Genomic DNA, 24,970 nt, shown 5'->3' with positions numbered 1-24,970 from the left:
AGTATCCCCCACCGAGCAGCCCGGAGAAGAGGGTTCGATGTCCTGGAGAACCAGGCCGCCAAGGTCCGTCGAGTCGGCCGTTCTGGCCGTTCGATCCGGGGTCCTGGTCAGGCGCTCAGCCGCCGGCGGCGATCACGTCGAGCGCCAGGGCCTCGTCCGCGGCGTACGGCATCGAGGTGGTGACCCGGTCCGCGATCCCGGCGAACCGCTCCCGGAACGCCGGCCCGACCTCGTCGAGCTCACCGACCACGGCGAACGCGTGCAGCACCTCGTCGTCGACCAGGCTCGCCAGGTCGTCCCACCGGCCCGCCTTGGTCAGCACGTGCGCCTCCTCGTGCAGGTCCTGCCAGCCGTGGTGCTCGAGCACCGGCGCGTACGCCGGCGTGGAAGCGTAGAAGCCGATCTGCTTGCGGACCCCGGCGATCGCCGCGGCCAGCTGCTCCTCGGTGCGCCCGGTCGCCACCATCACCAGGGTGGAGAACTCGAACCCGTCCCGGTCCCGGCCGGCGGCGGATCGAGCCCGCTGCACCTGCGGCGCCAGGACGTCGGCCAGGTAGGACCGCGAGAGCAGCGGATGGCAGATGATCCCGTCCGCGACGGTGCCGGCCGTCTCCACCATCAACGGCCCGACCGCGGCCACCCAGACCCGCGGGCTCGGGACCTCCAGCGGGCCCGGCGAGAACATCGGCGGCATCAGGGTGTGCTGGTAGAACTCGCCCTCGAAGGCCAGCCGCTCGCCGGTCTGCCAGCTGTGCCAGATCGCCTGCAGCGCCTCCACGTACTCGCGCATCCGGGCGGCGGGCCGGGAGTACGGCATCCCGTAGCGGCGGGTGATGTGCGGCTTGATCTGCGAGCCGAGCCCGAGCACCAGCCGGCCCGCCGAGAGCCGTTGCAGGTCGTACGCCGAGTGGGCCAGCTCCATCGGCGTCCGCGCGAAGGCGACGGCCACCGAGGTGCCCAGCTCGATCCGTTCGGTGCTCGCGGCAGCGAGGGCGAGCGCGATGAACGGGTCGTGCGCGGCCTCGGCGACGAAGAGGCCGCTGATCCCGCCGCGACGCTCGGCCTCGCGAGCCCGATCAACTATTTTCTCGGGTTTTCCATGGAAAGCCACGTCGGTGGCTACCTTGGGAACAGTCATCGGGTCATTCCTGGAGCGCTCCTCGTTCGGTTGCCTGAGGCTAGTGGTTCCGGCGGCAGGCGCCCAGGGTGCCGCCCCCGCCCTGGAAGGGCCTCGCGAAGAACCGGGACAAATCCGGAGAAAAGCCGTAACCCCCGGATCAGTGCCCTCGTTGTTCCGGTCAGAATCACCGCGCAGGGTGCGGTGACGGAGGACCTGGGGGTCATCATGCTGGTTATCGCGCTCGCGCTCGTCCTGATCGCTGCGGCCTGCGCCGCCGTACTGATGGATGCGACCCGGTCGATGCTCCCCGGCGTGACCCGCCCGGTCTCGCTGCCCGCTCCGCTGGCCGTCCCGGCCGCTCCTGCGCTGCCCGTCCAGCGCTCGCGGGAGACCTCGCCCGACGCCCAGGCCGACGCCGCGCACCGCGCGTACAGCTACGTGGCCGCGCTGCCGACCGAGCCGAGCCCGGCTCTCCGCGCGTCGCTCTGAACCAGAACCCCCGACTCGACGAACCAGACGGCCGGATTCAACGGGATTGGTCTAGACGGGCGCGGTAGGCCTTGCGGTCCTCGGAATCGGGCTGGAGGGCCCGGTCGTCGCGGACGAGCTTGCGGAAGGCCTTCATCGCCGGCTCCGGCGTCAGGGTGGCGGCGTTCGCCAGCGCCCCGACGTACGACGGCACCGCGATCTCGGCCTTGCGGGAGCGCAACGAGCCGACGACCGCGTCGGCGATCTGGGACGGCTTCACCTTCGGGATCGGCTTCATGTCCAGCCCGGAGGCGAGCGCGGTGTCCACGGCCGAGGGCAGCACCGCGGTGATGCTGATGCCGCGGTCGACGTACTCCAACCGGGTCGCCGCGGTCAGCCCGACCACGGCGAACTTGCTCGCGTTGTAGGTCGCCAGCCCCTTGACCGGGAACTTCCCGGCGAGCGAGGCGACGTTGACGATGTGCCCGCGGCCGCGTTCGAGCATGCCCGGCAGCGCCAGCCGCATCCCGTGCAGCACGCCGAACAGGTTGATCTCGATGGTCATCCGGTCGGTCCGGACGTCGAGCTCGAGGAAGCCGCCGTTCGGCATCACCCCGGCGTTGTTGACCAGCACGTCCAGCGGGCCGTGCTGGGCCGCGACCGCGTCCAGGAACGCGGCGTACGACTCCGGGTCGGTGACGTCGAGCGGGTGACCGGTGCCGCCGAACTCGGCCGCCGCCTCCTTGGCCAGCACCTCGTTCAGGTCGCCGATCGCGACCCGGGCGCCTTTCGCCGCGAAGGCCTCGGCGGTCGCGCGGCCGATGCCCTGGGCGCCGCCGGTGATCGCGACGACGGCTCCGGTCAGGTCGATGGTGGGGTAGGACATGGGGTGCCTTTCTCTGATTTCACAAGTCCAACGTGACGCGACCGCTCCCGCGGCTCACGCAGATCGTCATCCGGGTCTCGCGCTGCGCGTCGGTCAGGCAGCGGTCGTGGTGCTCGACGTCGCCGCCGATCAGGGCCACCGGGCAGGTGCCGCAGTAGCCCTGTTGGCAGGAGTACGCCACGTCGGGGAGCACCGCCCGGATCGCGGCCAGCGCGCTCTGGTCCCCGGCGACCGGGACGACGTGGCCGCTGCGCGCGAGCACCACCGTGAACGGCTCCCCGCCGACGACCGGCGGCGGCGAGAACCGCTCGTAGTGCAGGGTCGCGATGTTCTCGGCCGGGATCACCCGGCGGATCGCGTCGATCATCGGCGGCGGGCCGCAGGTGTAGAGCGCCGCACCGTCCGGGGCGTAGTCGAGGATCGCGAGGCCGGTCGGCACGCCGAACTCGTCGTCGGGTCGCAGGTGCACCCGATCCGGGTACGCCGCGGCCAGGTCGGTGAGCTCGGCGAGGAACGGCATCGAACCCCGGTCCCGGCCGGTGTAGACGAACTGCCAGTCGACACCGCGCTCGATCGCGTCGTACAGCATCGGCCGGATCGGGGTGATCCCGATGCCGCCGGCGACGAAGAGGTACTTGTCCACCCCGATGAACGGGAACGCGTTGCGGGGTCCGCGCAGCGTGAGCGGCTGGCCGGCCTCGAGCGCGTGCATCTCCCGGGAGCCGCCCCCGCCGTCGGCGATCTCCCGCACCGCGATCCGGTAGTGGTCGTGCTCCCGCGGCGATCCGGTCAGCGAGTACTGGCGCTGCCTGCCCGACGGCAGCACCACGTCGACGTGAGCCCCGGGGTGCCAGCCCGGCAGCTCACCGCCGTCCGCCGCGACCAGCCGGAAGCTCCGGACGCCGTCGGATTCCTGCCGGACCTCGTCGACCACGACGTCCAGGGTCCGGCGGACCTCGACGATGTCCGGCCGGTAGTGCCCCGACAACCCGGAGGCCTTCTCGTACGCCGCGACGATCACCCCGAGAAAGCGCATGCTCCGCGACGGCGGGTTCGCCCGGAAGTCCTCGTGGAGGCGTTCGGCTTCGAGCTGAGCGGCGCGCTCCGGGCTATCCGGCAAGACCGGTTCCCGGGTCCGTCGCCGCCTCGGCGAGCCGATCGGCCGCGAGCGCTGCCGGGGATTGCGCCAGGTAGGCGACCGCCTGGGCGGTCGAGCCCTCCTTCGACGGATGGTAGCTCCGTCGGAAGTAGCGCAAGGACCAGCGCAGCAGGTCCAGGTAGCCCGGGGTGAAGCCCTTCCGCTTCGAGCGGATCAGGCTCCACCAGTGCGGCTTGCCCTTCACCGCCGGGTCGGCCGCCATCAGGTGCTTGACGCCGCGGAAGAAGAGCCAGAGCAGCACCACGCCCCCGACCGCGTAGGTGCGCACCCGGCGGAACCAGCGGCCGTCGACGTGCATGAAGACGTCGTAGGCCACCGCTCGGTGCTCGACCTCCTCGGCACCGTGCCAGCGCAGCAGGTCGAGCATCCGCGGATCACCGCCGGCGGCGTCGAGGGCAGGGGTGTCCAGCACCCAGTTGCCGAGGAAGGCGGTGACGTGCTCGACGGCGGCGACGACCGCAAGCCTCTCGATCAGCCACTCCTCCTTCTTCTTGCCCTCGAGCTTCCGGTCGCCCAGGAGCCGCTGGAACATGAACTCGATGTCGCGCACGTAGGGCCTGTTGTCCATGCCCTGCTCGGCGAAGTAGTCCTGGACCAGCTGGTGGGCGTGCGCGTGCATCCCCTCCTGGCCGATGAACCCGATCACGTCCTCGCGGAGCTCGTCGTCCTTGATCAGCGGCAGCGCCTCGCTGAAGATCTTCACGAACCAGCGCTCGCCCTCGGGCAGCAGGATGTGCAGCACGTTGAGCAGGTGCGAGGCGAACGGCTCGTTCGGGATGAAGCACGGCGGCATCCCGGTCCAGTCGAAGCGGACCTCGCGGGCGCGCAGGACGACCTTGTCCGGAGTGCTGGCGACGTCTTCCGGCCCGCTCATCGGCGGGCCTTCCGCTTTCGCGTCGCGGCCGGAGCAGCCGGCGCGTTCTTGACGGCGAAGGCGTCGACGTAGGCCGCGACCCGTTCCGGGCTTTCCGAGACGACCCAGTGCGACCCGGCGATCTCGCTGATGGTCAGGTCGTCGACGAACGGCGCCGGCGTCTCGGTGGCGAGCCGCACCGAGACGAACGCGTCGTCGACCGGGGCGAGCACCTGGACCGGGACGCTGGTGCGCACCGGGCGCGGGCGGGCCAGCGTCGACGGCATGTTGGCGCGGTACAGCTTGATCCCGTTGACCTTGTCCGCCTCGCTGCGCTGGACCGGGTTCGCGAGCGCTCCGGCCGGGTGCCCCTTGAGCTCGGTGCGGGCGATCCCGCGGTCGACGACGCCGAGGCTCACGATCCGTTCCGGTAGCGCCGGGATCTGGAACGCCGCGATGTACCAGGACTTCAGCGCCTGCCGCAGCGAGGCGCCGGGGTGCTTGCGGTCGCGCATCCAGACACCGACGTAGTCCAGGCACGGCCCGGAGATCGAGGTGTACGACGCGATCCGCGGGGCCAGCGCCGGGTCGGTCACGGGACCCCAGGACTGGATCGAGCCCCAGTCGTGCGCGAGCAGGTGCACCGGCGTGTCCGGGCTGACCGCGTCGATCACGGCGGTGAAGTCCTCGACCAGTCGCGCGATCTTGTACGACGACCGGGCGGCCGGCTTGTCGGAGTCGCCGGCACCGCGCACGTCGTACGCGATCACCCGGTAGCGGTCGCCCAGCTCGGCGGCGATGCCGTCCCAGACGGTGTGGTTGTCGGGGTAGCCGTGCACGGCGACCAGGACCGGTCCCTCGGGGTTGCCGGACTCGAACACGGCCAGGCGGGTGCCGTCGGCGGACTGGACGCTGGAGGCTTTGACAAACGGGGTGCTCATGTACACACCGTTCTACGTCATTGAACGTCTGTCAATAGCGGATCGCGGACGTTTCCCCCTCAACAGAGGGCGAAACCGGCTCAGCGGCGACCGGTGCCGAACGCCCCGCGGACGATCTCACGGGCTGCTGTCCGGAGCACCTGGCGGAAGGTCGTCGAGTTCACGACCTCCTCGACGACACCCTTCTCCTTCTTCCGGCTACGCGGGGCCGGCGCCTTCGGGGCCGCCTTGCTCGGCGCCGGAGCAGCCTTCCCGGCCTCCGCCGCCGCCTTCTCGGCACCCGCCTCCAGCTTGGCGGCGAGGAGTTCCCGGGCCGACTCGCGATCGACCGGCGTGGCGTACTTGGCGTAGAGCGCCGAGCCCTGCACCGTCGCTGTCATCGCCGCCGCGTCCGCCGTCCCCATCAACGACTCGGGGGCGCGCAACCGGGTCCACGCGACCGGGGTCGGGGCGCCCTTCTCGTTCATCACGGTGATGACTGCCTCGCCGATGCCGAGCGAGGTGATCACCGCGCCGAGGTCGTCGTACCCGCTGGTCGGGTAGGTGTTGACGGTGGCCTTCAGCGCCTTGGCGTCGTTCGGGGTGTGCGCCCGCAGCTGGTGCTGCACCCGCGACCCGAGCTGGGCCAGCACGTCGTCCGGGACGTCGGTCGGCGACTGGGTCACGAAGAAGACCCCGACGCCCTTGGAGCGGATCAAGCGGACGGTCTGGGCGATCGCGTCCAGGAACGCCGGCGAGGCGTCGTTGAAGAGCAGGTGCGCCTCGTCGAAGAAGAAGACCAGCTTCGGCTTGTCGATGTCGCCGACCTCGGGCAGGTCGTGGAACAGGTCCGCGAGCAGCCACATCAGGAACGTCGAGAAGATCACCGGACGGTCCTGGAGGTTCGGCAGCTCCACCAGCGAGATCAGGCCCTTGCCCGAGGCCGTCATCCGCAGGAAGTCGCCGGTCTCGAACTCGGGCTCCCCGAAGAACGCGTCGGCGCCCTGGTCGGAGAAGGCGATCAGCTCGCGCAGGATCACCCCGGCGGTCGCGGCGGACAACCCGCCCAGCTCCTTGAGCTCGCCCTTACCCTCGTCCGAGGTCAGGTACTTGGTCACCTCGCGCAGGTCGGCCAGGTCCAGCAGCGGCAGGCCGGCCTTGTCGGCGTAGTGGAAGATCAGCCCGAGCGAGGACTCCTGGGTGTCGTTGAGCCCCAGCACCTTGCTCAGCAGGGTCGGCCCGAAGGCGGACATCGTCACCCGCAGCGGGATGCCGGTGCCCTGGCCGCCCAGCGCGTAGTACTCGACCGGGAACGCGGTCTGCTTCCAGTCCTGACCGACCGAGGCCGCGCGCGCGGTGATCTTCTCGCCGCCCTCGCCGAAGGTGGAGAGGCCGGAGAGGTCGCCCTTGATGTCGGCGGCGAAGACCGGGACGCCGGCGGTGCTGAGCTGCTCGGCCATCAGCTGCAGCGTCTTGGTCTTCCCGGTGCCGGTGGCGCCGGCGACCAGGCCGTGCCGGCTGAGCATGCCGAGCGGGATCCTGACGTGCACGTCGGTGAGCTCGTCGGCTCCGAGCATCAGGCCGCCGAGCTCGAGCGCCGCGCCCTCGAACTCGTATCCGGCCGCCACCGTGGCCTTGATGTCCTCAGCACTCATCGTCGCGCTCCCATCGTCTCCATGGCAGGACTGTGCCACACCCGTACGCCGGGCCGGCGGACCGCCATTTCGGCACCGTGCGGACCTCTTTCCTATGATGACTCAGTGATCTTCAAGCGCATCGGTGACGGGCGCCCCTATCCGGCTCATGAATTGGGACCGCGGGACTGGGCGGCGCTTCCACCGCGCCCGGTCCGGCTAGACGAGCTGGTGACCACCAAGGACACCCTGCAGCTGGGCGCCCTGCTCGACGAGGACTCGACGTTCTTCGGCGACCTGTTCGCGCACGTCGTGCTCTGGCGCGACGAGATGTACCTCGAGGACGGGCTGCACCGGGCCCTGCGCGCCGCGCTGCAGCAGCGGCACGTCGTCCACGCGCGCGTCCACGAGGCCGACGCATGAGCGAGGCGGACTCCCGCAACGTCGTCTCCTGGGCCACGCTCGCGGCGATGGGACTGGTCACCCTGGTGATGGCCGTCTGGGGCTTCAACTCGCTGACCGCCCCGGTGGAGAAGGACCCGGTCGACGAGGTGAGCTCCGGGACCGACGGATCGGCCTGCGAGCCCGGCGAGCAGTTCGTGAAGCGCAGCGACGTCACCGTCAGCGTCTACAACGCCGGCAAGCGGACCGGCCACGCCCAGGACACCCTCGACCTGCTCGAGAACGCCGGCTTCGTGGCGGGTGCCGTCGGGGACGCCCCCAAGAACAGCGACGTGCCGAAGGTCCAGGTCCGCGCCAAGGACGTCGACAGCCCGACCGCCAAGCTGGTCGCCCTCGCCTTCGGCAAGCACGTCCCGGTGACCGCGGCCGACGACGAGCTCGGCCCCGGCGTGGTCGTCTTCATCGGCGACAAGTTCAAGCGGCTCGACTCCGGAGCCCCGCGCAAGGTGAAGGCGACCGGGTCCGACTGCTCGTCCTAGCCCGTCACCACAGCAGGTGCTGGCTCAGGTCTCCCAGCTGGTCGACGAACATCGTCCGGGAGGCGAACCACCACTCGCCGTCGATGACCTGGAAGGTGTCGTGGTACTTGCCGGTGATGATCGGCTGCAGCGGCAGGTCCGGCGTCGCCTGGAGGACGCAGTAGTAGGACCGGCAGGTGGCGGTCCCGGCCTCGTCGTCGACCTCGATGATCGGGTTCGTGGTCAGGTGCTTGGTCTTCGGGGTGCCGTCGTCGTCGTACCGGCGCGTCGACATGCCGTACATCCGCCGCGCCCCCTCGGCCCCCACGAACTGCGTCTCCGGCGGCCCGTTCTCCTGGCCGTAGATGGTGGCGTGCGTGAAGAGCTCCGCCACCCCGTCGAAGTCCCCGCGGTCGATCCGCTCGGCGTACGTGTAGAGCAGGTTCTCGATCCGGCGGGCGCTGTCCATGCCCGGGATCATAGGTTCGCGAACGTTGAGTGGGCCCTACTTTTCGGTTGACCGGGCCTCTTCTGCCAGCTGGGCCAGCACCGAGTGCGCACTCACCAGGCCCATCGCCCCAGTGTGCCGCAGGTTCTTGAATACGTACCGACTACGGATGTACGCCGACACGCTGGCCAGCACTCTGAAGGTGGACACCCTTGACCACCTAGGAGGCGAGCCGATGGCGACCCTGATGCTCACGATGGAGCTCGACCCGGCGCGCGCCGACGAGGTGCTGCGGCAGATCCGGGGCGACGTGATCCCGTGGGTACGACGGTTGCCGGGCTTCAGCTCCGGGCACTGGGTGCGCAGCGTCGACAAGTCCTACGCCCTGGTGCTGGTCGAGTTCGGCACCGAGGCCCAGGCCCGGGACGTCGCCGACCTCGCCGCCGCCCAGCGCAGCAACCCGGACCGCTCGTGGAGCTTCGACCGGATCGTCGTCGCCGAGGAGCTGGCCGTCGTCGAGAGCCCGCCGTCCTTCGGCCTCTGAGGCGTCAGTCCGGCTCGACCAGGTGGGCGGCGAGCTCGGCGCGCGAGGCCGACCCGGTCCGTTGCAGCAGCCGCCCGACGTGCACCTCGACGGTGCGCGCGGACAGGAACAACCGCTCGGCGATCGCCGCGTTCGTCAGCCCCTCGACGGCCAGCTCGAGCACGTCGTACTCGCGGGCGGTGACGCCGATCCGCTGCAGGTGGGCCGGCACCCGCTGCGGTCCCTTGCTCTTGCGCGGCACCGGGATCCCGGCGTCGCGCATCGCCGCCCGGGTCGCCGACGCGGCCTCGGTCTGACCGATCTCGACCATGCCGTCCAGCGCCTGCCGGAACCAGGTCACCGGATCTCCCCAGCCGTCCCGGGCGGCCGCAGTCGCGACCAGCGCCCTCAGGTGCAGCTCGATCCACGGCTCCCGGCCCGGCATCGCCCACTCGGCGTCGGCGAAGATCCGGGCCGCCGCCTCCCCGTCACCAGCCCTCCCGGCCGCGACGGCGTCGGCGTACCGGAGCGCGAACCAGGTGGCCGGCGTGGTCGCCTGCTCACCGTCACGGACCTCCGCCCGCGCCGCGTCGCCGGCCTCGGGCCCGTCGCCCAGGACCGTCTCCAGCAGCGCCCAGGCACCGCGGAGCGTGAACAGCTGGCCCGGGTGCTTGCGGTACCAGGTCATCGCCAGCGCGAACTCGCTCCGGGCCTCCTCGTAGCGCGCGTACGCCAGGGCGACGGGCGCCCGGGTGTGCGCGTGCTCGCCCGCGATCAGCACGATGTTGGTCGGGTCGACGGCGAGACCGGCCGCGATGTCCGCCTCCATCTCGTCGAACTTCCCGGCCAGGCCGTGCGCGAAGCCGCGGAGCAGGTACGCCGGCCCGAGCAGCGGGAGCTGCAACCGCTGCATCTGCTCGATGCTGGCGTTCACGATCGTCAGCGCGCCGTCGACGTCGTGGTTCCGCAACCGGACGATGTTCAGGTACCAGTCGATCTGGGCCGCGGTCGCCACCGCGCCGGTCTCGAGCGCCACCGCGCGCGCCGCGAGCAACCGGTCCTCGGTGGGACGACGGGCGACGGTGTCGAGCGCGGCGAGCTCGGTGAGCATCCGGCTGCGCCAGTGGCCGAGGTCGTGACGCTCGGCGATCCGGAACCCCTGCTCGTAGGCTTCCTCCGCCCGGAGCACGTCGTGGCCGCGCTCGGTGCGCCCGATCAGCTCCCACGCCTCGCAGGCCACTCCCGGGGAGTCGTCGCCGACGACCTCGAGCGCGTGCCGGGCGTGCGTCAGGGCCTCCTCGTGGCGGAACCGGCCGAGGGCGATCCCGGCGCGCAGCACCGCGGCGCCGGCCTCGTCGTACCCGGCAGCACCGGCGAGCAGGTCCTCCGCCTCGTCGAGCCGTCCGCTGGACCAGGCCGACCGGGCCATCCGGAGGCGGACCACCGCCAGTCGCGCCGGTTCGCCGCCGCCGCTGCGCAGGTCCTCGAGCAGCTCGCGACCGATCCGAAGTCCGGCCGCGGCGTCGCCGGCCAGCGAGACCACGTCGACCAGGACCTCACGCAGGGACAGCCCGGTGTCCGAGTCCGCGGGGACCAGCCGCAGGCCGCGGTCCAGCATCTCGCGCGCCGTTGCCAGCGCGCCCCGCCCGAGTGCGGCCTGGGCGCCGAGCAGCCAGGTCCGGGCGGCGCCCCCGGGATCGCCGGCGAGCTCCTGGAGCTCGGCGATCCCGGCGTTGTCGGCGGTGGTCCCGGGTGCGGCCAGTCCGGCCGAGAGCCGCTGGGCGAGCTCGGCCTGCTCCGGCGGCAGCATCGCCGCCCGTACGGCCTCGCGGGTGAGCGCGTGCCGGAAGTCGAAGCCCTCCGCCGTACTGACCACGATCTGCTTGGCGACGAGCAGCCGCAGCGCGTCCAGCACGGTCACGTCGTCGTACTCGAGCGCGACCGGCAGGACCGACCAGTCGAAGCCCCCGCCCAGCAAGGCCGCCGCGCGCGCCACCCGCTGCGCCTCCAGCGGAAGCGCGCCCAGCCGCTGCTGCACCGTGCGGGCGAACGTCTGCGGCACCGACGCCGCGATGGGGCCGTCGACTCGCCAGTCGTCACCGACCTGGGCGAGCGTCCCGTCGGTGGCCAACCCGGTGAGCAGCTCCTCGACCAGCAGCGGCAGGCCGCCGGCGTTCGCCCGGATGAACGTGCTGACCTCGGCCGGCGCATCGCCGCCGAGGCAGCCGCGCACCATCTCCTCGATCGCGCCGTCCTCGAACGGCGCGAGGGTCAGCATCGTCAGCGCACCGCGGGTCGCGAGGCTCTCCATCGACTCCTGGGCCGGGGCCGGGAGCGGCCGGGTCGTCGTCAGCAGCACCACCGGCGAGTCCGCGAGGTTGTCGGCGAGGTACTCCAGCACGACCATGGTCTCCGGGTCGGCCCAGTGCAGGTCCTCGACGTGCAGGACCACGCCGTCGCCGCCGCCGATCGTGGTCAGCAGGCGCAGCAGGCCCTCCCCCAGCAGCACCAGCGAGGTCGCCTGCTCGGCGGAGGACCGATCGGCGTCGGCGGGAGCGAGCTGCGGCGCCAGCCGGCCCAGCGCGGGACGGAAGGCGTTCAGCTCCGGGGTGTCGGGGAGCTCGTTGGCACGCAACCACGAGAGCACCGCCTGGCTCAGCGGTCGCAGCGGTGCCGGCGTCACCGCCCGTACGGCGCGCCCGGTGAGCACCGTCATCCCGCGCTCCTCGGCGGCCGCCGTGACCGCGGCGGAGGTCCGGGACTTGCCGACCCCGGCCTCTCCGGTGAGCAGGACCGCACGGCCCGCGCCCGCGACCGCTTCATCGATCGCCTGCCCGAGCAGGTCCATTTCCGAGGCTCGAGAGATCAGAGCCGGGCACTTCACCCCCGAAGCATAGATACGTGGGTCCCTCGGTTACCTACGTAGTTCTCACGGATGCCCCGGAATCGCGGCCCGGACGAAGGTTGCAGCACATCGAAAAAGACTTCTCTCGGAAGTTGTAAGGAACCCGGACCTCGGTGCTCCTACCCGCAAGCAACACCCCACCAGCTGCACCCAAATCCTGACGAAAGGCACTTCTCATGTTCCGCAAGACCTTCACCGGCAGCCTCGTAGCCGCCTCGCTCACCGCGGGCGCGCTGATGACCCTGCCGTCCGCGTCGGCCGCACCCACCTGGGTCGACCAGTCCAACATCAGCCAGCTCGGCCTGCTCCCCAAGGACGCCGACGTCGCGATGTCCGAGAACGGCAACGCCGTCGCCACCTGGATCCGCGAGGCCCTGGGCGCCGACATCGTCTACGCGTCGTACTCGACCGGCGGATCCTGGTCCGTCCCGGACTCGCTGACGTACACCTCCGACACCATCGCCAACCCGACCGCCGTGATCAACGACAAGGGCGAGGCGGCCGTGACCTGGCTGGAGGAGGACAACGGCGGCGAGATGCGCGTCGCGGTCAGCCGCTACATCGGCGGCGGGGTCTTCGACGGCCGCTCCCTGATGAGCCACGCCAACGACCTGAACGCCACCGCGCCGCTCTCGGTGGACATGGACGGCGCCGGCACCGTGTACGCCGCCCGCACCGACTCCGACGGCGGCGACGTCAACAAGGTCCGGGTCTCGACCCTGACGAAGGGCGGCGCCCTCAACGTGCAGACGCTCTCCGACAACAGCTCGTTCGCCCCGGACCTCGCCGTCAGCAACGCCGGTCGCGCCGTGGTCTCCTGGTACAACGCCGGCGACGGCACCAGCACGATCGACGTCCGGTCGCGGGCAGCCGGGAGCAACACCTGGCTGGCGGCCGACTCGACCTCGCTCGCCGGCGCCTACCAGGTGCGGTCCGACGTCGCGATCGACGGTGACAACGCCGTGGTCGCCTACACCCGGCAGGACCTCGAGAACAACTACCGCGTCTGGGCCAACAAGATCCTGACCGACGGCACCGTCACCAGCGCCACCATCGTCTCCGCCGAGGACCAGTCGGCCTCGAACGTGAGCGTCGACATCAACGCGGCCGGCTTCACGCTGGCGGCCTGGAGCTCGGACGACGGTGCGGACCGGGTCCGCTACGCGACCCGCCCGTACGCCGGCTCCTGGTCCGGCGGCACCCTCGTCGGCGAGCTGGCGGCATCGACCACCCCTGACGTCGTGGTCAGCGACAGCGGCCTGGTTGCGATCGGCTACCCGGACGCGGGCCACCAGCACGTGTCGTACCGGCAGTCGCCGTTCCAGCTGATGACCAACGTCGACAGCGCCGGCGGCTTCGTCAACGGCGAGACCGCGGTCGGCGCCGACAGCCAGGGCAACGTCCTGCTGACCGGCATCGTCAAGATGCCCGACCCGACCCAGGGATTCGTCAACGGCGCGATCCTCGACGTGGCCGGCGCGAGCACCACGATGACCGCTCCCGGGTCGATCACCCTCGGCACCAAGGCGAGCGTCGCCTGGAAGGCCACCGACCGGTTCAGCGCGCTGGGCACCGCCAACGTCCGGGTCCGCTCGGCGGCGTTCAACGGAGGGTTCGGGGCGCACTCGTTCCTCACCCTGAACACGCCCAGCACGTCGCTGCTGAACCTGATCCAGCCGGGCCGGACGTACTGCTACAGCGTTCAGACCAAGGACGCGAACAACACCACCGGCGCGTTCTCGGGTGAGAAGTGCACCACGACTCCGGTCGACGACCGCAAGATGACGATCGCGAAGGGCTTCAAGCGGGCCAAGGCCGGGAGCTCCTACCTCGGCACCTACAGCATCGCCAAGAAGAAGAACGCGGTGATGACGCTGAAGAACGTCAAGGCCAAGAAGATCGCGATCCTGGTCACCAAGGTCGCCAAGGGCGGCAAGGTCCAGGTGTTCTTCGCCGGTAAGAAGCTCGGCACCTACAGCCTGAAGGGCACCGGCAACAAGAAGTACATCGCCGCCAAGACCTTCAGCTCGGTGAAGACCGGCAACCTGGTCATCAAGGTGATCAGCAAGAAGGGCAAGGTCGTCCGGATCGACGGCATGATCGCCGTCAAGTAGTACCGGACGATCCCTGGGGGAGGCTCAACCGGCGGTGGCCACCACCGCCGGTTGGGTCTATTTCCGGCTCAGCGGTCCTCGGCGTTCCACTGCGCCAGCCGGCCCCCGAGCGACACCGCGCGCAGGCGCTGCTCGGTCTGCTCCCGGGACTTGCGCGGCGTCACCACCAGCAGCTCGTCGCCCCGGCGCAGCACGGTGCGCAGCTGCGGGACCAGGGTGGTGCCGTCGCGGACGATCAGCGAGACCGAGGAGCCCTTCGGCAGCCGGAGCTCGGCCACCTCGACGCCGTGCATCAACGACTTCGGCGAGATCGTCACCATCAGCAGGTCCGCGGCGATCCGCTCCAGCGGCGCGGCCTCGACCTCGAGGTCCCGCGGCTCGCTGCGGCTGGCGACCTTGAGCACGCGCGCGACGAACGGCAGCGTCGGGGCGGTGATCAGGGTGTCGATCACGACCAGCACGAAGACGATGTTGAACAGCTCGGTGGCGTCGACGACCCCTGCGGAGAGCGGGATGGTCGCCAGCACGATCGGCACCGCACCGCGAAGCCCCGCCCAGCTGATGAAGCCCAGCTCCCGCAACGGCATCGGCTGGGCCACGGACGAGACCAGCACCGACACCGGTCTGGCGACGACCGTGAGCACGACGACCGCGACGACGGCGATGCCGGCGACCTCCCAGGTGAACCCGCTCGGACTGACCAGAAGGCCGAGCATGACGAACAACCCGATCTGCGAGAGCCACGCCATCCCTTCGGCGAAGGAGCGGGTCGCGGCCCGGTGCGGCAGGTCGGAGTTCCCGAGCACGAGGGCGGCGACGTACACCGCCGCGAAGCCGGAGCCGTGCACGGTGGCGGTCGCGGCGTACGCGAGCACGGAGAAGGAGAGCACCGCGAGCGGGTACAGGCCCGACGACGGCAGCGCCGCCCGGCGCATCAGCCAGGCGCCGCCGAAGCCGACCAGGAGCCCGCCGACCACGCCGATCACCAGCTCGAGGACGACCTCGCCGACGAAGCCGAAGGCGCCGTGGTGCCCGCTGGCGCTGACCAGGGTGACGAGCACGACCGTCGGCGCGTCGTTGAGTCCGGACTCGGCCTCGAGGGTCGCACTGATGCGTCTCGGGAGCGGCACCCGGCGGAGCACGGAGAACACGGCCGCGGCGTCCGTCGGCGAGGTCAGCGCCCCGAGCAGGACGGCGAGCTGCCAGCTCATGCCGAGCGCGAAGTGCGCCACCACCGCGACGATGCCGACGCTGACCGCGACGCCGAGCGTCGCCAGCGAGAGCCCCATCCGGGCGACCGGGCGCATCTCGCCCCAGTTGGTGGTGAGGCCGCCCTCGGCGAGGATCACGATCAGCGCGGCGAAGCCGAGCGCGTTGGCCAGCTCGGCGTCGGAGAAGTTGATCCCGAGGCCCTTCTCGCCCAGACCCACGCCGATCAGCAGGTAGAGCAGCAGACTCGGCAGTCCCGCACCGACCGAGGCCCGGACCGCCATGATCGCGACCAACAGCACGCCCGTGCCCGCCAGGAGACCCTGGTTGAGCGTCTGGACGTCGAGTGTCATGCAGCGGCACCTCGGCGATTGGGGGCGTTGGAGGCAAGTCTATCGTTCGAGACTTATAGAACTTGTTCTAGTTACGGCTTAGGCTTCCCCCATGACCACAGCGCTTCCCGACGTCGTCCCCGCCAGCACCCTTCCGGCGGACGCCGAGACCACCGACGTGATCGTGATCGGCTTCGGCATCGCCGGCGGCTGCGCGGCCCTCGAGGCCGCCCGCGCCGGCGCGAAGGTGGTGCTGCTGGAGCGCTCCGCGACGTACGGCGGCACCAGCGCGATGTCCGGCGGGCACTTCTACCTCGGCGGCGGCACCGCGGTGCAGCAAGCGACCGGGCACGAGGACAGCGCCGAGGAGATGTACAAGTTCCTGATGGCCGTCTCCAAGGAGCCCGAGGCCGACAAGATCCGCGCCTTCTGCGACGACAGCGTCGAGCACTTCGACTGGATCGAGGCGCTCGGCTTCGAGTTCGAGCGCTCCTACTTCCCCGGCAAGGCGGTGATCCAGCCCAACACCGAGGGCCTGATGTTCACCGGCAACGAGAAGGTGCACCCGTTCCGCGACCTCGCCGTACCGGCACCGCGCGGCCACAAGGTCCCGGTCCCCGGCGACACCGGCGGCACCCAGATGGTGATGGACCTGCTCAACGAGCAGGTCCTCAAGGCCGGCGTCGAGGTCCGCTACGAGACCGGCGCGACCAACCTGGTCACCGAGGACGGCGCCGTGGTCGGCGTCTCCTGGAAGAAGTTCTCCGAGACCGGCACGCTGCGAGCCAAGGCGGTCGTGGTCGCCGCCGGCGGGTTCGTGATGAACCCCGAGATGGTCGCCGCGAACACCCCCGCCCTCGGCGAGAAGCTCTTCGTCCTCGGCAACACCTACGACGACGGCCTCGGCCTCCGGCTCGGCGCCTCGGTCGGCGCCCAGCTGAAGTTCATGGACGAGCCGTTCATCACCGCGCCGTTCTACCCGCCCTCGCAGCTGGTCACCGGGATCGTGGTGAACAAGAACGGCGACCGGTTCGTGGCCGAGGACAGCTACCACTCCCGGACCTCCGGCTTCGTGATGGACCAGCCCGACCAGGCCGCCTACCTGATCGTCGACTCCGCGCACATCGAGCACCCGTCGATGCCGCTCTGCCCGTTCATCGACGGCTGGGAGACGGTCGAGGAGATGGAGGCCGCGCTCGGCATCCCCGAGGGCCGCCTGGTCGCCACCCTGGCGTCGTACAACAAGCACGCGCACGAGGGCGAGGACCCCGAGTTCCACAAGCTCTCCGACTGGATCGCGCCGCAGGACCAGGGCCCCTGGGGCGCCTACGACCTGACCCTCGGCAAGGCCCTGTACGCCGGCTTCACGCTCGGCGGGATGCGCTGCTCGGTCGACGGCCAGGCCCAGCGCGAGGACGGTTCCGTGATCCCCGGCCTGTACGCCGCCGGCGCCTGCGCGGCGAACATCGCCCAGGACGGCAAGAGCTACGCCTCCGGAACCCAGCTCGCCGAGGGTTCCTACTTCGGTCGCCGGGCCGGCCGGCACGCAGCGGCACTGACCGCCTGACCGCCGCGCTTGGACGCGCGGATACCATCTCGGAGTGCCTCAGCGACCGCTCCGCCTTGCTCTGCTGGCGTTGCTCGGAACGCTGACGCTGAGCGCCTGCGGCGGGACGACGTACTTCGATTCCAGCGTGGACGGCAGGCAGCCGGCGCTCGGATCGGGCTGGACCAAGGTCAAGCCGTTCGAGATCACCCTGCCGACCGACGAGCCTATCGACGACGCCACCGACCCGGACCTCACCGGACCGCTGCTGGTCAACCTCTGGGCGTCCTTCTGCACCCCCTGCAAGACCGAGCTCCCGCTGCTGGCGAAGCTCGCGAAGGACGGCACCCTCGCCGTCGCCGGTTTCACCCGGGACCGGTCCGAGGACAAGGCGCGGGAGGCCCTCGCGACGGCCGGCGTGACGTACCCGAACTGGATGGACAACGACGCCCGGGTCGCCGTCGCCCTCGACGGCCGGGTGCCGATCAACCAGATCCCGTCCTCGGCACTGATCCGGGACGGCAAGGTGGTCGCCGTGCACATCGGCGAATTCAAGAGCACGAAAGACGTGCTCGAAGGCTTGGAGTTGAAGTGACCAGAACCGCCCGTGCGATCGCAGCCCTGATCGCGCTCGCCCTGCTCACCGCGGGATGCTCGTCGGAGAAGGCGGTCGACCTCGCCGGCACCGTGGTCGACCCGCCGTTCACGATCGCGAGCGACACCCTGACCACCGAGGACGGCAAGCCGTTCACGTTCGCGAAGGACACCACCAAGCCGCTGACGCTGGTCTTCTTCGGCTACACGAACTGCCCGGACATCTGCCCGACGGTGCTCTCCTCGATCGCCTCCGGGCTGACCAAGCTCTCCGCGAAGCAGCGCGACGAGGTGCAGCTGTTCTTCGTGACCTCCGACCCGGTGCGGGACACCGGTCCGGTGCTGAAGTCCTACCTGCAGCGCTTCGACCCGTCCTTCAGCGGCCTGACCGGGAAGATCGAGTCGATCGCCAAGGTCGGCCGCTCGATGGGCGTCTTCGTCGACGACGGCGCCAAGCTGCCGAACGGCGGCTACGACCCGAACAGCCACACGTCGTACGTGATCGGGATCGACGAGACCCACAAGGCGCCGATCTTCTGGGGCGGCGACACCGCGCCGATCCAGTTCGCCAACGACTTCAAGTTCCTGCTCACCGAGCGGCCCGAGCACCTCAAGGGCGGCTCCTCGGGAGGCTGAGCCCGCTCGGAAACACCGCGCGACCGACTCGACGCCGGACGCACTACGGTGGCTTCGTGACCGGACAGATCCAGCAGCGCCTCTCGGTGGCGCAGCGCGCGAACGTGCCGCCGTTCCACGTGATGGACCTGCTCGCCGCCGCCCAGGCACGCGCCGCCAGCCACAGCGACCTGGTCAACTTCGTCGCCGGCCAGCCCTCCACCGGAGCGCCGCGCGCGGTCCGCGAGGAGGCCAAGCGGCTGCTCGACGAGGACCTGCTCGGCTACAGCGTCGCGACCGGGGTGCCCGAGCTGCGGGCCGCGATCGCCGAGCACCACCGGCGTACCTCCGGCATCGAGATCGGTGCCGAGGACGTCGTCGTGACCACCGGTTCCTCGGGCGGGTTCCTGCTGGCGTTCCTGGCGGCCTTCTCCCCCGGCGACCGGATCGTGATGGCCCGGCCCGGCTACCCCTGCTACCGCAACGTGCTCGCCGCGCTCGGCTGCGAGGTCGTCGAGGTCGACTGCGGGCCGGAGACCCGGTTCCAGCCGACCGTCGAGCTGCTCGCGGCCGTCCCCGGCCCGATCGCCGGCGTCGTGATCGCGTCCCCGGCGAACCCGACCGGGACGATGATCCCGCCGGCGGAGCTCGCCGCGATCGCGGCCTGGTGCGAGGAGAACGGCGTCCGGCTGATCTCGGACGAGATCTACCACGGCATCACCTACGACGGCGCCGGGACGTCCAGCGCCTGGCAGACCTCGCGCACCGGGGTGATCTTCGGGTCGTTCTCGAAGTACTTCTCGATGACCGGCTGGCGGCTCGGCTGGATGGTGGTGCCGGAGGACCTGCGCCGGCCGGTCGACGTGCTCACCGGGAACTTCACGATCTGCCCGCCGGTGCTCTCCCAGTACGCCGCCATCGCCGCGTTCACCCCGGAGTCGTACGCCGAGCTCGACGGCCACGTGCACCGGTACGCCGGCAACCGGGCGCTCCTGCTCGACGGCCTCCCGCGCCTCGGCATCGACCGGCTCGCGCCCGCGGACGGCGCCTTCTACGTGTACGCCGACATCGGGCACCTGACCGACGACACCTACGCCTGGTGCCAGCGCCTCCTCGCCGAGACGGGGGTGGCGACCGCGCCGGGCATCGACTTCGACACCGCCCGCGGTCACCGGTTCGTGCGGCTCTCCTTCGCCGGCAGCGCTGAGGAGATCACCCGCGGGCTCGACCGGCTCGACGGGTGGCTGCGATGAAGGTCACCGGCCTCGCGATCCACCCCGTCAAGAGCACCGCGATCCGGCCGGTGAGTACCGCCTCGGTGAGCCCGGGCGGGTTCGCCGGGGACCGCCGCTGGATGGTGGTCGACGACGACGGCACGCTGGTCAGCGCCCGGGAGCTGCGGACGCTGTTCCGGGTCACCGCCGACACCCCGGAGACCGAGCCCGGCCTCGACGTCCCGCTCCGGCTGCGCTCCCGCGGGTTCGACCCGATCGACGTCGCCGAGCCGGACACCGCGCTGGTGGACCTGCGGATGCACGGCAACGAGCTGCGAGGCCGCCCGGCCGCGGAGTCCGCGCACGAGTGGATCCGAGCGGCGACCGGACGGGCCGACCTCCGGCTGATCTGGTGCGACGACCCGACCCGCCGTACCTTCGAGCGGGAGTGGGCCCGCCCCGGCGACCACGCCGCCTACACCGACAGCTGCCCGGTCACGTTGGCGTCACTCGCCTCGCTGCGCCAGCTCAACGACTGGATCGCCGAAGGTGCGGTCGAGCGCGGCGAGGAGCCGCCCGCGCCGCTGCCGATCGAACGCTTCCGCCCGAACGTGGTGATCGACGGCGAGCTCCCGTTCGCCGAGGACGACTGGTCCGAGGTGCGGATCGGCGAGGTGCTGTACCGCAAGCCGAAGCGCGTCGACCGCTGCGTGATGACCACGATCTCCCCCGACGACCTCAGCTCCTCCAAGGAGCCGATCCGGACGCTGGCCAAGCACCGGCTGGTCGATCGGGCCACCTGGTTCGCGATCCACCTGATCCCGCTGGAGGCCGGGACGATCGCGGTCGGCGACGCCGTCATCCCCCAGCCGTAGCGACTCCCCGCGCACCGTCCGCGCGTACGTGGAGGCATCTCGACAAGCTCGATGTCCGAGCCCACCAGACGTCGAGCCCACCAGACGTCGAGCCTGTCGAGACGCGGTGACGTCCGCGCGTACGTGCGGGCCCTCCCACCGGACGTCGAGCCTGTCGAGACGCGGTGACGTCCGCGCTAACGACCCGCAGCCAACCTGCCGAACGCGTTGCGGCGGCGGAGATCCAGGGGTGAGGGACGGCGATCGAGCCGACCGCCCAGCACCGAGATCGCCTCGTCGGCACGCCCCGACTGCACCAGGCAGAACAGCAGTGTCTCCTCGATCACCTCGCGCTGGGCTGCCGATCCGCCGACCTTGACCAGCGCCGGGAGCAGCTCGCCGAAGAGCGTCGCGGCGTCGCTCCAGCGCTGCTCGGTGACCGCGATGAAGGCGTCGCAGATCGGCACCACCACCGTCCGGGTGGTCCGGTCGTCGGCCCGCGCGCAGTGCACCCGCAACCGTTCGAGGAGCGGCACCTCCCCCTGGGCGGCGAGCGCGATCGCCGCGTGCACGGCGATGAACGGGGTCTGCGGAGCAAGGATCAGGTTCTCGTCGACGCCCGCCAGCACGGCCTCGATCGGCGGCGGCGCGCCCTCGCCCTCGAACGCCGGCGGCAGACCGAGACCGCCGGTCGCCCGGTCCCAGTCGGCGACCGCGATCCGCCAGCGCCAGATCAACGAGGCCGCGTCGACCAGTCCCCGGACGCCGGTCACGGTCGGCGGCGCGAGCTGCGAGTAGTAGCGCCGTCGTACCGCCTCGGTGTCGCCCAGGGCGAGCTCGTGCAGTGCGGCGTGCCAGGAGAAGTGCGCGCGGTGGCTGGCCGACCGGCCGCTCTCCGCGACCCAGTGGTCGAGCCAGACCCGACCCTCCTCGTGCTGGCCGGTCTCGTACATCACGTGCGTCTGCGCGTGCACGGCGTGGCCGGAGGACGGCTCGCAGGAGAGCGCGGACTCCGCCAGCAGCCCGGCCTCCTCGAACTTGCCCTGGTCCTGGCGGACGAAGGCCAGCAACGAGATGTACCACCAGTGGTCCCCGTACGACGGCGCCAACCCGTCGACCAGGTCCCAGGCTTCGCGCTGCACGTCGGTGACTCCGGAGAACGCGATCGTCGGGACCGCCGCCGAGACCGCCAGCACGTCGCGCGGGTAGGTGGCGATGTGCGCCATCAGCGACGACGAACCCAGGGCGCGCGACCCGTCGATCCGGTTCGCGACGGTGCCGACGAAGCTGGTCTCCCGGCTGTCCCCGCGCCGGCCGACCGCCTCGATCGCGGCGTCCAGCGACACCCGGACGTCGGTGTGCGCGCCGGCCTCGTAGCCGAGCATCGCGAGCGCGGCGTGCGCGAGCGCGAACCCGGGGTCGGCCAGCGTCGCCTCCCGGATCAGGTCCTCGCCGCCGTCCTGGAGCCGCAGGATCCGCTCGAGGCCGGCGTTGTAGGCGGCAGCGGCCTCGGCGGTGGTCGACAACGGCATTCCGAGCGGGTCGCGCGGCCGGGCGATCGGGTGGTGCCCGCTGACCAGCCGGCCGTCCTCGAGCCGGCGCGGGAGCGGCGCCACCTCGTCCAGGATCGCCGAGGCCAGGCCGACCGCCTGGGTCCGGATCTCCGGAACCGCGGTGGACTCCCAGAGCTCGCCGCGTCGCAACGACCCCAGGGTCCAGATCGGCGCCTCGGTGGAACCGGCCTCGTCGATCAGCCGGCCGTGCTCGGTCCGGAGCCCCAGTCCGGCGCTCGCCACGCTGGCCAGGGCACCGCTCGCGCGCGGGCGCAGCAGCCCGTCGAGGAACGCGTTGCCGAGGAGCCGGATGTCGGCCTGCGGCCCGGTGCAGTTCACCACCCAGCCGACCTCGCGCTCGGTCCCGCCGGAGAGCCGGACCCGCAGCCCGCCGCCGGTGAGCGGCTCGGCTCCGACGACCTCGCCCTGCTCGACCGTCAGCCGCTCGACGGCGCGCAGCTCCCGGAGGACCACGGCGCTCGACGGCGCCATCCGGTGCCGCAGCCAGTTCCACTCGCCCGCCGGACCGGTCAGGAACCGGGCCCGGTCGTCCTCGCCGAGCCGCTCCCACAGGGTCGCGACCCGGAACCGGATGCCGTCGACCGCAGGGCGCCAGTCCCCGCCGGCGGCGGCGACTGCCTCGACGTACCGGCGGACGTCCTCCTGGAGCGTGTCCAGGTCGGAGCCCCAGCCGGCAACATCCGGGATCGCGGCGAGCTTGGGCTCGGCCAGGTGCACCCGCGGCAGCCGGCCCTTGCGCGAGACGGCGAGGACGCTCCGGTCGGGGCGACTCCCCTTGCCGGTCAGCGAGAGCACCAGGTCGACGGCGGTCAGGCCGGTACCGACGAGGAGCACGTCAGCCGGGCCGACCCGGTCGCGCCGGATCGTGTCCACCGCGCCCGGAGCCCACGGGTCCGGGACGAAGAACGGCGAGTCGGCCAGCGCCGGCGGCGCCCAGGCGGCACCCGCTTCGGGCAGGCCGGTGGCGACCACCACGGCGTCCGCGACGATCTCGTCGCCCTCGCTGGTGGTGACCGCGACGCTGCTCGCCTGCCGCCGTACGCCGACGGCCCGGGTACGACGGTGCTGGACGACCACCAGGCCGTCCGCCGCGCGCTCCGCCTCCGCCAGCAGGTCCTCGAGGTAGAGCCCGAACTGGCGGCGCGGCACGAACGCCGTCGGCCCGCCGCTGGTGTCGAAGGAGTTCCGCGCTCGCCAGGCGACGAAGTGACCGGGCTCCTCGGGAAGCGCGCTCATCCCGGACGCGGGGACGTTGAGCAGGTGCTGGTCCTCGGTGGCGCCGAACGCCACCCCGCGGCCGCAGCGGTCCGCCGGGTCGATCAGGACGACCGTCAGCGCGGTCTCGCGCCGGGCCGCCGCCCGAATCAGGTGGATCGCGGTCAGCGTGCCTGCTGCCCCGCCGCCGACGATCGTCACCGTGGGGCGTGCGCCTGCCGGCCAGACCGTCATCCGTCACCTTCCGAGCCACCTGGACCCACCATGGGTCCTTAACAATCTTAACTTACCTAACTCGGTACAGATAACAAGGACGGCGGAGCCCCGGTGACCGGGTGCACGCCGGGGCTAGTTCTTCAGCGACAGGAACGAGATCGGCAGCGGCGTCGGGGTCGGAGCCGGAGTCGCGGGCTTCGGGGGCTCGGGCGGCTTCGGGGTCGCGGACTGCGGCAGCGCCGGGCCGCCGCGCGGGCCGATGTGGGTGAAGCAGAAGCCGCGCTTGCGGGCCTCCTTGACGATCCTCGGCACGGCGGCGACCGAGTTCGGCGAGTTGTTCACCCCGTCGTGCTGCAGCACGATGTTGCTCTGGTGCCGGCGCAGGCCGCGCAGCACCCGGTCGGCGATCTGGCCCGGGGTGCCGCCGGCCCAGTCCCGCGAGTCGATCGTCCAGAGCACCGGGACCAGGCCGAGGCCGCGGATGTCGCGACGGACCCGCTTGCTGATGTCGCCGTACGGCGGTCGCATCAGGTCGCTCGGCGTGATCTTGTGCTCGCGCATCTCCCGGCGGGTGCTGCGCAGCTGGCGCCGGACGCCCGAGTCGCTCAGCCGGGTCAGCTGCGCGTGCGTGTAGGTGTGGTTGCCGATCGTGAAGCCGGAGCGCTGCACCAGCCGAGCGGTCTGCGGTGCGCTGTGGATCCGGGAACCGACCATGAAGAAGGTGGCCGGCACCTTCCGCTTGAGCAGGATCTTGACCAGGCCGGGTGTCACGGACTTCGAGGGCCCGTCGTCGAAGGTCAGCGCCACCAGGCCGGACCGGCACGCCCGCGGGAGCTTGTGCCGCCGTACCGGCTGCGGCAGCACCGAGGCGACCGGCTCCGATGCGCCCGAGACCGTCCGCTCGACCGGATCCGCCGAGGCCGGGTGCAGGCCCAGCGAGGAGGCCGTCAGAGCCAGTGCGGCGATCAGGAGGGCAGGGGCGTTGCGCCGGGTGAGGAAGCGGTGCTGCATGCCCTCAGGGTTTCAGGCGGAGAGAGCTCCACTGAGCACATTCACCAGGTGTTGGACGAATCGTTCGTGGTTGAGCCGCTGCCGGGTGCCGTTCTCGCGGGCGCGAGCCCGTTCGGCCAGCGCGGCGGTGAGGAAGGTCACCAGCAGGGCGACGCGTTCGCGGGTCAGAACCGGCCCGAACCGGGGCTCCAGCAGGTCGTTGAGCCGTCCGAGCTGGGCACCGAGGACGGTGCCGGTCAGGACCTCGTTGGGCCGCGCGGTGCCGAGGCCGGACCAGGCGGCGAGCTGCTCGATGATCCGCAGGAAGTCCCGGCCGTCCTCGGTGGCCAGCAGCGCCGCCGTCGGATCGACGATCGCCGCGACCACCTCGACCAGGGCCGCGTCGGGCCCCGGGACCACCCGATCGGCCTCCATGGCGGCCATGTGCTTGGTGACGATCGCGGTGAGCATGCCCTGCCGCGATCCGAAGTGGTAGCCGACCGCGGAGTCGTTGCGCTGGCCTGCATCGCGCACGATGTCGCTCAGCTTCGCTCCGGCGACCCCGTCCCGGGCGAACCGCCTCTCGCCGGCGCGGATCAGCAGGGCTCGGGTCTCGGTTGCGTCGCGGGCCACAGTTCCGCATACTAACGAGATATCTTAG

The 24,970-nt window shown here is 71.3% G+C and carries 22 protein-coding genes; 10 read left to right on the top strand and 12 right to left on the bottom strand.

Translation table 11 applies throughout. From position 1 onward, the window contains the following. Positions 1 to 115: 115 nt before the first annotated feature. Entirely contained in the window at positions 116 to 1,138 is a 1,023-nt protein-coding gene (locus tag EFK50_RS10050; RefSeq protein ID WP_123227432.1) for a TIGR03617 family F420-dependent LLM class oxidoreductase, read from the bottom strand. A gap of 183 nt (positions 1,139 to 1,321) precedes the next feature. Here EFK50_RS10050 and EFK50_RS10045 point away from each other — a divergent pair, with 183 nt between their 5' ends. Continuing rightward, a complete protein-coding gene (locus EFK50_RS10045) occupies positions 1,322 to 1,609 on the top strand; it encodes a hypothetical protein (RefSeq protein ID WP_123227431.1) in 288 nt (95 codons plus the stop codon). Between the two features lie 37 nt (positions 1,610 to 1,646). Here EFK50_RS10045 and EFK50_RS10040 read toward each other — a convergent pair whose 3' ends face one another. The 5 genes from EFK50_RS10040 to EFK50_RS10020 form a co-directional block, all read right to left on the bottom strand. Then, entirely contained in the window at positions 1,647 to 2,474 is an 828-nt protein-coding gene (locus EFK50_RS10040; RefSeq protein WP_123227430.1) for an SDR family oxidoreductase, read from the bottom strand. A 19-nt stretch (positions 2,475 to 2,493) separates the two neighbouring features. After that, complete coding sequence (locus tag EFK50_RS10035) at positions 2,494 to 3,594, bottom strand: PDR/VanB family oxidoreductase (RefSeq protein WP_148046113.1); 1,101 nt, start codon at positions 3,592 to 3,594, stop codon at positions 2,494 to 2,496. After that, a complete protein-coding gene (locus EFK50_RS10030; protein ID WP_123227428.1) occupies positions 3,584 to 4,507 on the bottom strand; it encodes a metal-dependent hydrolase in 924 nt (307 codons plus the stop codon). Before EFK50_RS10030 ends, EFK50_RS10035 begins: the two co-directional genes overlap by 11 nt. Beyond that, entirely contained in the window at positions 4,504 to 5,427 is a 924-nt protein-coding gene (locus EFK50_RS10025; RefSeq protein WP_123228611.1) for an alpha/beta fold hydrolase, read from the bottom strand. Before EFK50_RS10025 ends, EFK50_RS10030 begins: the two co-directional genes overlap by 4 nt. Positions 5,428 to 5,507: 80 nt before the next feature. Beyond that, complete coding sequence (locus EFK50_RS10020) at positions 5,508 to 7,061, bottom strand: helicase HerA-like domain-containing protein (RefSeq protein ID WP_123227427.1); 1,554 nt, start codon at positions 7,059 to 7,061, stop codon at positions 5,508 to 5,510. A gap of 105 nt (positions 7,062 to 7,166) precedes the next feature. Here EFK50_RS10020 and EFK50_RS10015 point away from each other — a divergent pair, with 105 nt between their 5' ends. Continuing rightward, on the top strand, positions 7,167 to 7,463 hold the full coding sequence (locus EFK50_RS10015; RefSeq protein WP_123227426.1) for a type II toxin-antitoxin system VapB family antitoxin: 297 nt from the start codon (positions 7,167 to 7,169) through the stop codon (positions 7,461 to 7,463). After that, the gene (locus EFK50_RS10010; protein WP_123227425.1) at positions 7,460 to 7,981 is read left to right on the top strand and encodes a LytR C-terminal domain-containing protein; all 522 of its coding nucleotides are present in this window, start codon (positions 7,460 to 7,462) and stop codon (positions 7,979 to 7,981) included. Before EFK50_RS10015 ends, EFK50_RS10010 begins: the two co-directional genes overlap by 4 nt. 4 nt (positions 7,982 to 7,985) lie before the next feature. On the opposite strand, the gene EFK50_RS10005 is transcribed toward EFK50_RS10010, so the two are convergent. Continuing rightward, positions 7,986 to 8,429, bottom strand: a complete 444-nt coding sequence (locus EFK50_RS10005) for a nuclear transport factor 2 family protein (protein WP_123227424.1) — start codon at positions 8,427 to 8,429, stop codon at positions 7,986 to 7,988. Between the two features lie 148 nt (positions 8,430 to 8,577). On the opposite strand from EFK50_RS10005, the gene EFK50_RS10000 reads away from it, so the two are divergent. Next, a complete protein-coding gene (locus EFK50_RS10000; RefSeq protein ID WP_123227423.1) occupies positions 8,578 to 8,952 on the top strand; it encodes a hypothetical protein in 375 nt (124 codons plus the stop codon). 4 nt (positions 8,953 to 8,956) lie between these two features. On the opposite strand, the gene EFK50_RS09995 is transcribed toward EFK50_RS10000, so the two are convergent. After that, positions 8,957 to 11,815 carry an ATP-binding protein gene (locus EFK50_RS09995; protein ID WP_281274013.1) on the bottom strand — a complete coding sequence of 953 codons (2,859 nt, stop codon included), beginning with the start codon at positions 11,813 to 11,815 and terminating at the stop codon, positions 8,957 to 8,959. A gap of 197 nt (positions 11,816 to 12,012) precedes the next feature. Here EFK50_RS09995 and EFK50_RS09990 point away from each other — a divergent pair, with 197 nt between their 5' ends. Continuing rightward, positions 12,013 to 13,950: a fibronectin type III domain-containing protein gene (locus EFK50_RS09990; RefSeq protein ID WP_123227421.1), complete on the top strand. Its 1,938-nt coding sequence runs from the start codon at positions 12,013 to 12,015 to the stop codon at positions 13,948 to 13,950. Between the two features lie 68 nt (positions 13,951 to 14,018). Here the strand turns inward: EFK50_RS09990 and EFK50_RS09985 are convergent, their stop codons facing one another. After that, positions 14,019 to 15,512 (bottom strand): potassium/proton antiporter, encoded by a 1,494-nt coding sequence (locus tag EFK50_RS09985; RefSeq protein WP_123227420.1) that lies wholly within the window; start codon positions 15,510 to 15,512, stop codon positions 14,019 to 14,021. 91 nt (positions 15,513 to 15,603) lie between these two features. Between EFK50_RS09985 and EFK50_RS09980 the strand changes: the two genes are divergently transcribed. The 5 genes from EFK50_RS09980 to EFK50_RS09960 are packed head-to-tail and all read left to right on the top strand — an operon-like array spanning position 15,604 to position 20,335. Next, positions 15,604 to 17,058, top strand: a complete 1,455-nt coding sequence (locus EFK50_RS09980; RefSeq protein ID WP_123227419.1) for an FAD-binding protein — start codon at positions 15,604 to 15,606, stop codon at positions 17,056 to 17,058. A 34-nt stretch (positions 17,059 to 17,092) separates the two neighbouring features. After that, entirely contained in the window at positions 17,093 to 17,632 is a 540-nt protein-coding gene (locus tag EFK50_RS09975) for a TlpA family protein disulfide reductase (protein ID WP_123227418.1), read from the top strand. Beyond that, positions 17,629 to 18,267, top strand: coding sequence for an SCO family protein (locus tag EFK50_RS09970; RefSeq protein WP_183407756.1), 639 nt, complete (start codon positions 17,629 to 17,631; stop codon positions 18,265 to 18,267). The genes EFK50_RS09975 and EFK50_RS09970 overlap by 4 nt, the downstream gene beginning before the upstream one ends. Positions 18,268 to 18,323: 56 nt before the next feature. Further along, positions 18,324 to 19,499 carry a pyridoxal phosphate-dependent aminotransferase gene (locus EFK50_RS09965; RefSeq protein WP_246004111.1) on the top strand — a complete coding sequence of 392 codons (1,176 nt, stop codon included), beginning with the start codon at positions 18,324 to 18,326 and terminating at the stop codon, positions 19,497 to 19,499. Further along, complete coding sequence (locus EFK50_RS09960) at positions 19,496 to 20,335, top strand: MOSC domain-containing protein (RefSeq protein WP_246004188.1); 840 nt, start codon at positions 19,496 to 19,498, stop codon at positions 20,333 to 20,335. The genes EFK50_RS09965 and EFK50_RS09960 overlap by 4 nt, the downstream gene beginning before the upstream one ends. Positions 20,336 to 20,511: 176 nt before the next feature. On the opposite strand, the gene EFK50_RS09955 is transcribed toward EFK50_RS09960, so the two are convergent. The 3 genes from EFK50_RS09955 to EFK50_RS09945 form a co-directional block, all read right to left on the bottom strand. Further along, complete coding sequence (locus tag EFK50_RS09955; RefSeq protein ID WP_221177349.1) at positions 20,512 to 23,337, bottom strand: FAD/NAD(P)-binding protein; 2,826 nt, start codon at positions 23,335 to 23,337, stop codon at positions 20,512 to 20,514. Positions 23,338 to 23,451: 114 nt separating this feature from the next. Next, positions 23,452 to 24,330, bottom strand: coding sequence for a polysaccharide deacetylase family protein (locus EFK50_RS09950; RefSeq protein ID WP_123227416.1), 879 nt, complete (start codon positions 24,328 to 24,330; stop codon positions 23,452 to 23,454). Between the two features lie 12 nt (positions 24,331 to 24,342). Next, the gene (locus EFK50_RS09945) at positions 24,343 to 24,942 is read right to left on the bottom strand and encodes a TetR/AcrR family transcriptional regulator (RefSeq protein ID WP_123227415.1); all 600 of its coding nucleotides are present in this window, start codon (positions 24,940 to 24,942) and stop codon (positions 24,343 to 24,345) included. Positions 24,943 to 24,970 lie beyond the last annotated feature (28 nt).

It is taken from the genome of Nocardioides marmoriginsengisoli, from assembly GCF_003725695.1.
Taxonomy (GTDB): Bacteria; Actinomycetota; Actinomycetes; order Propionibacteriales; family Nocardioidaceae; genus Marmoricola; species Marmoricola marmoriginsengisoli.
This window is presented reverse-complemented; position numbering and strand designations above follow the sequence as displayed.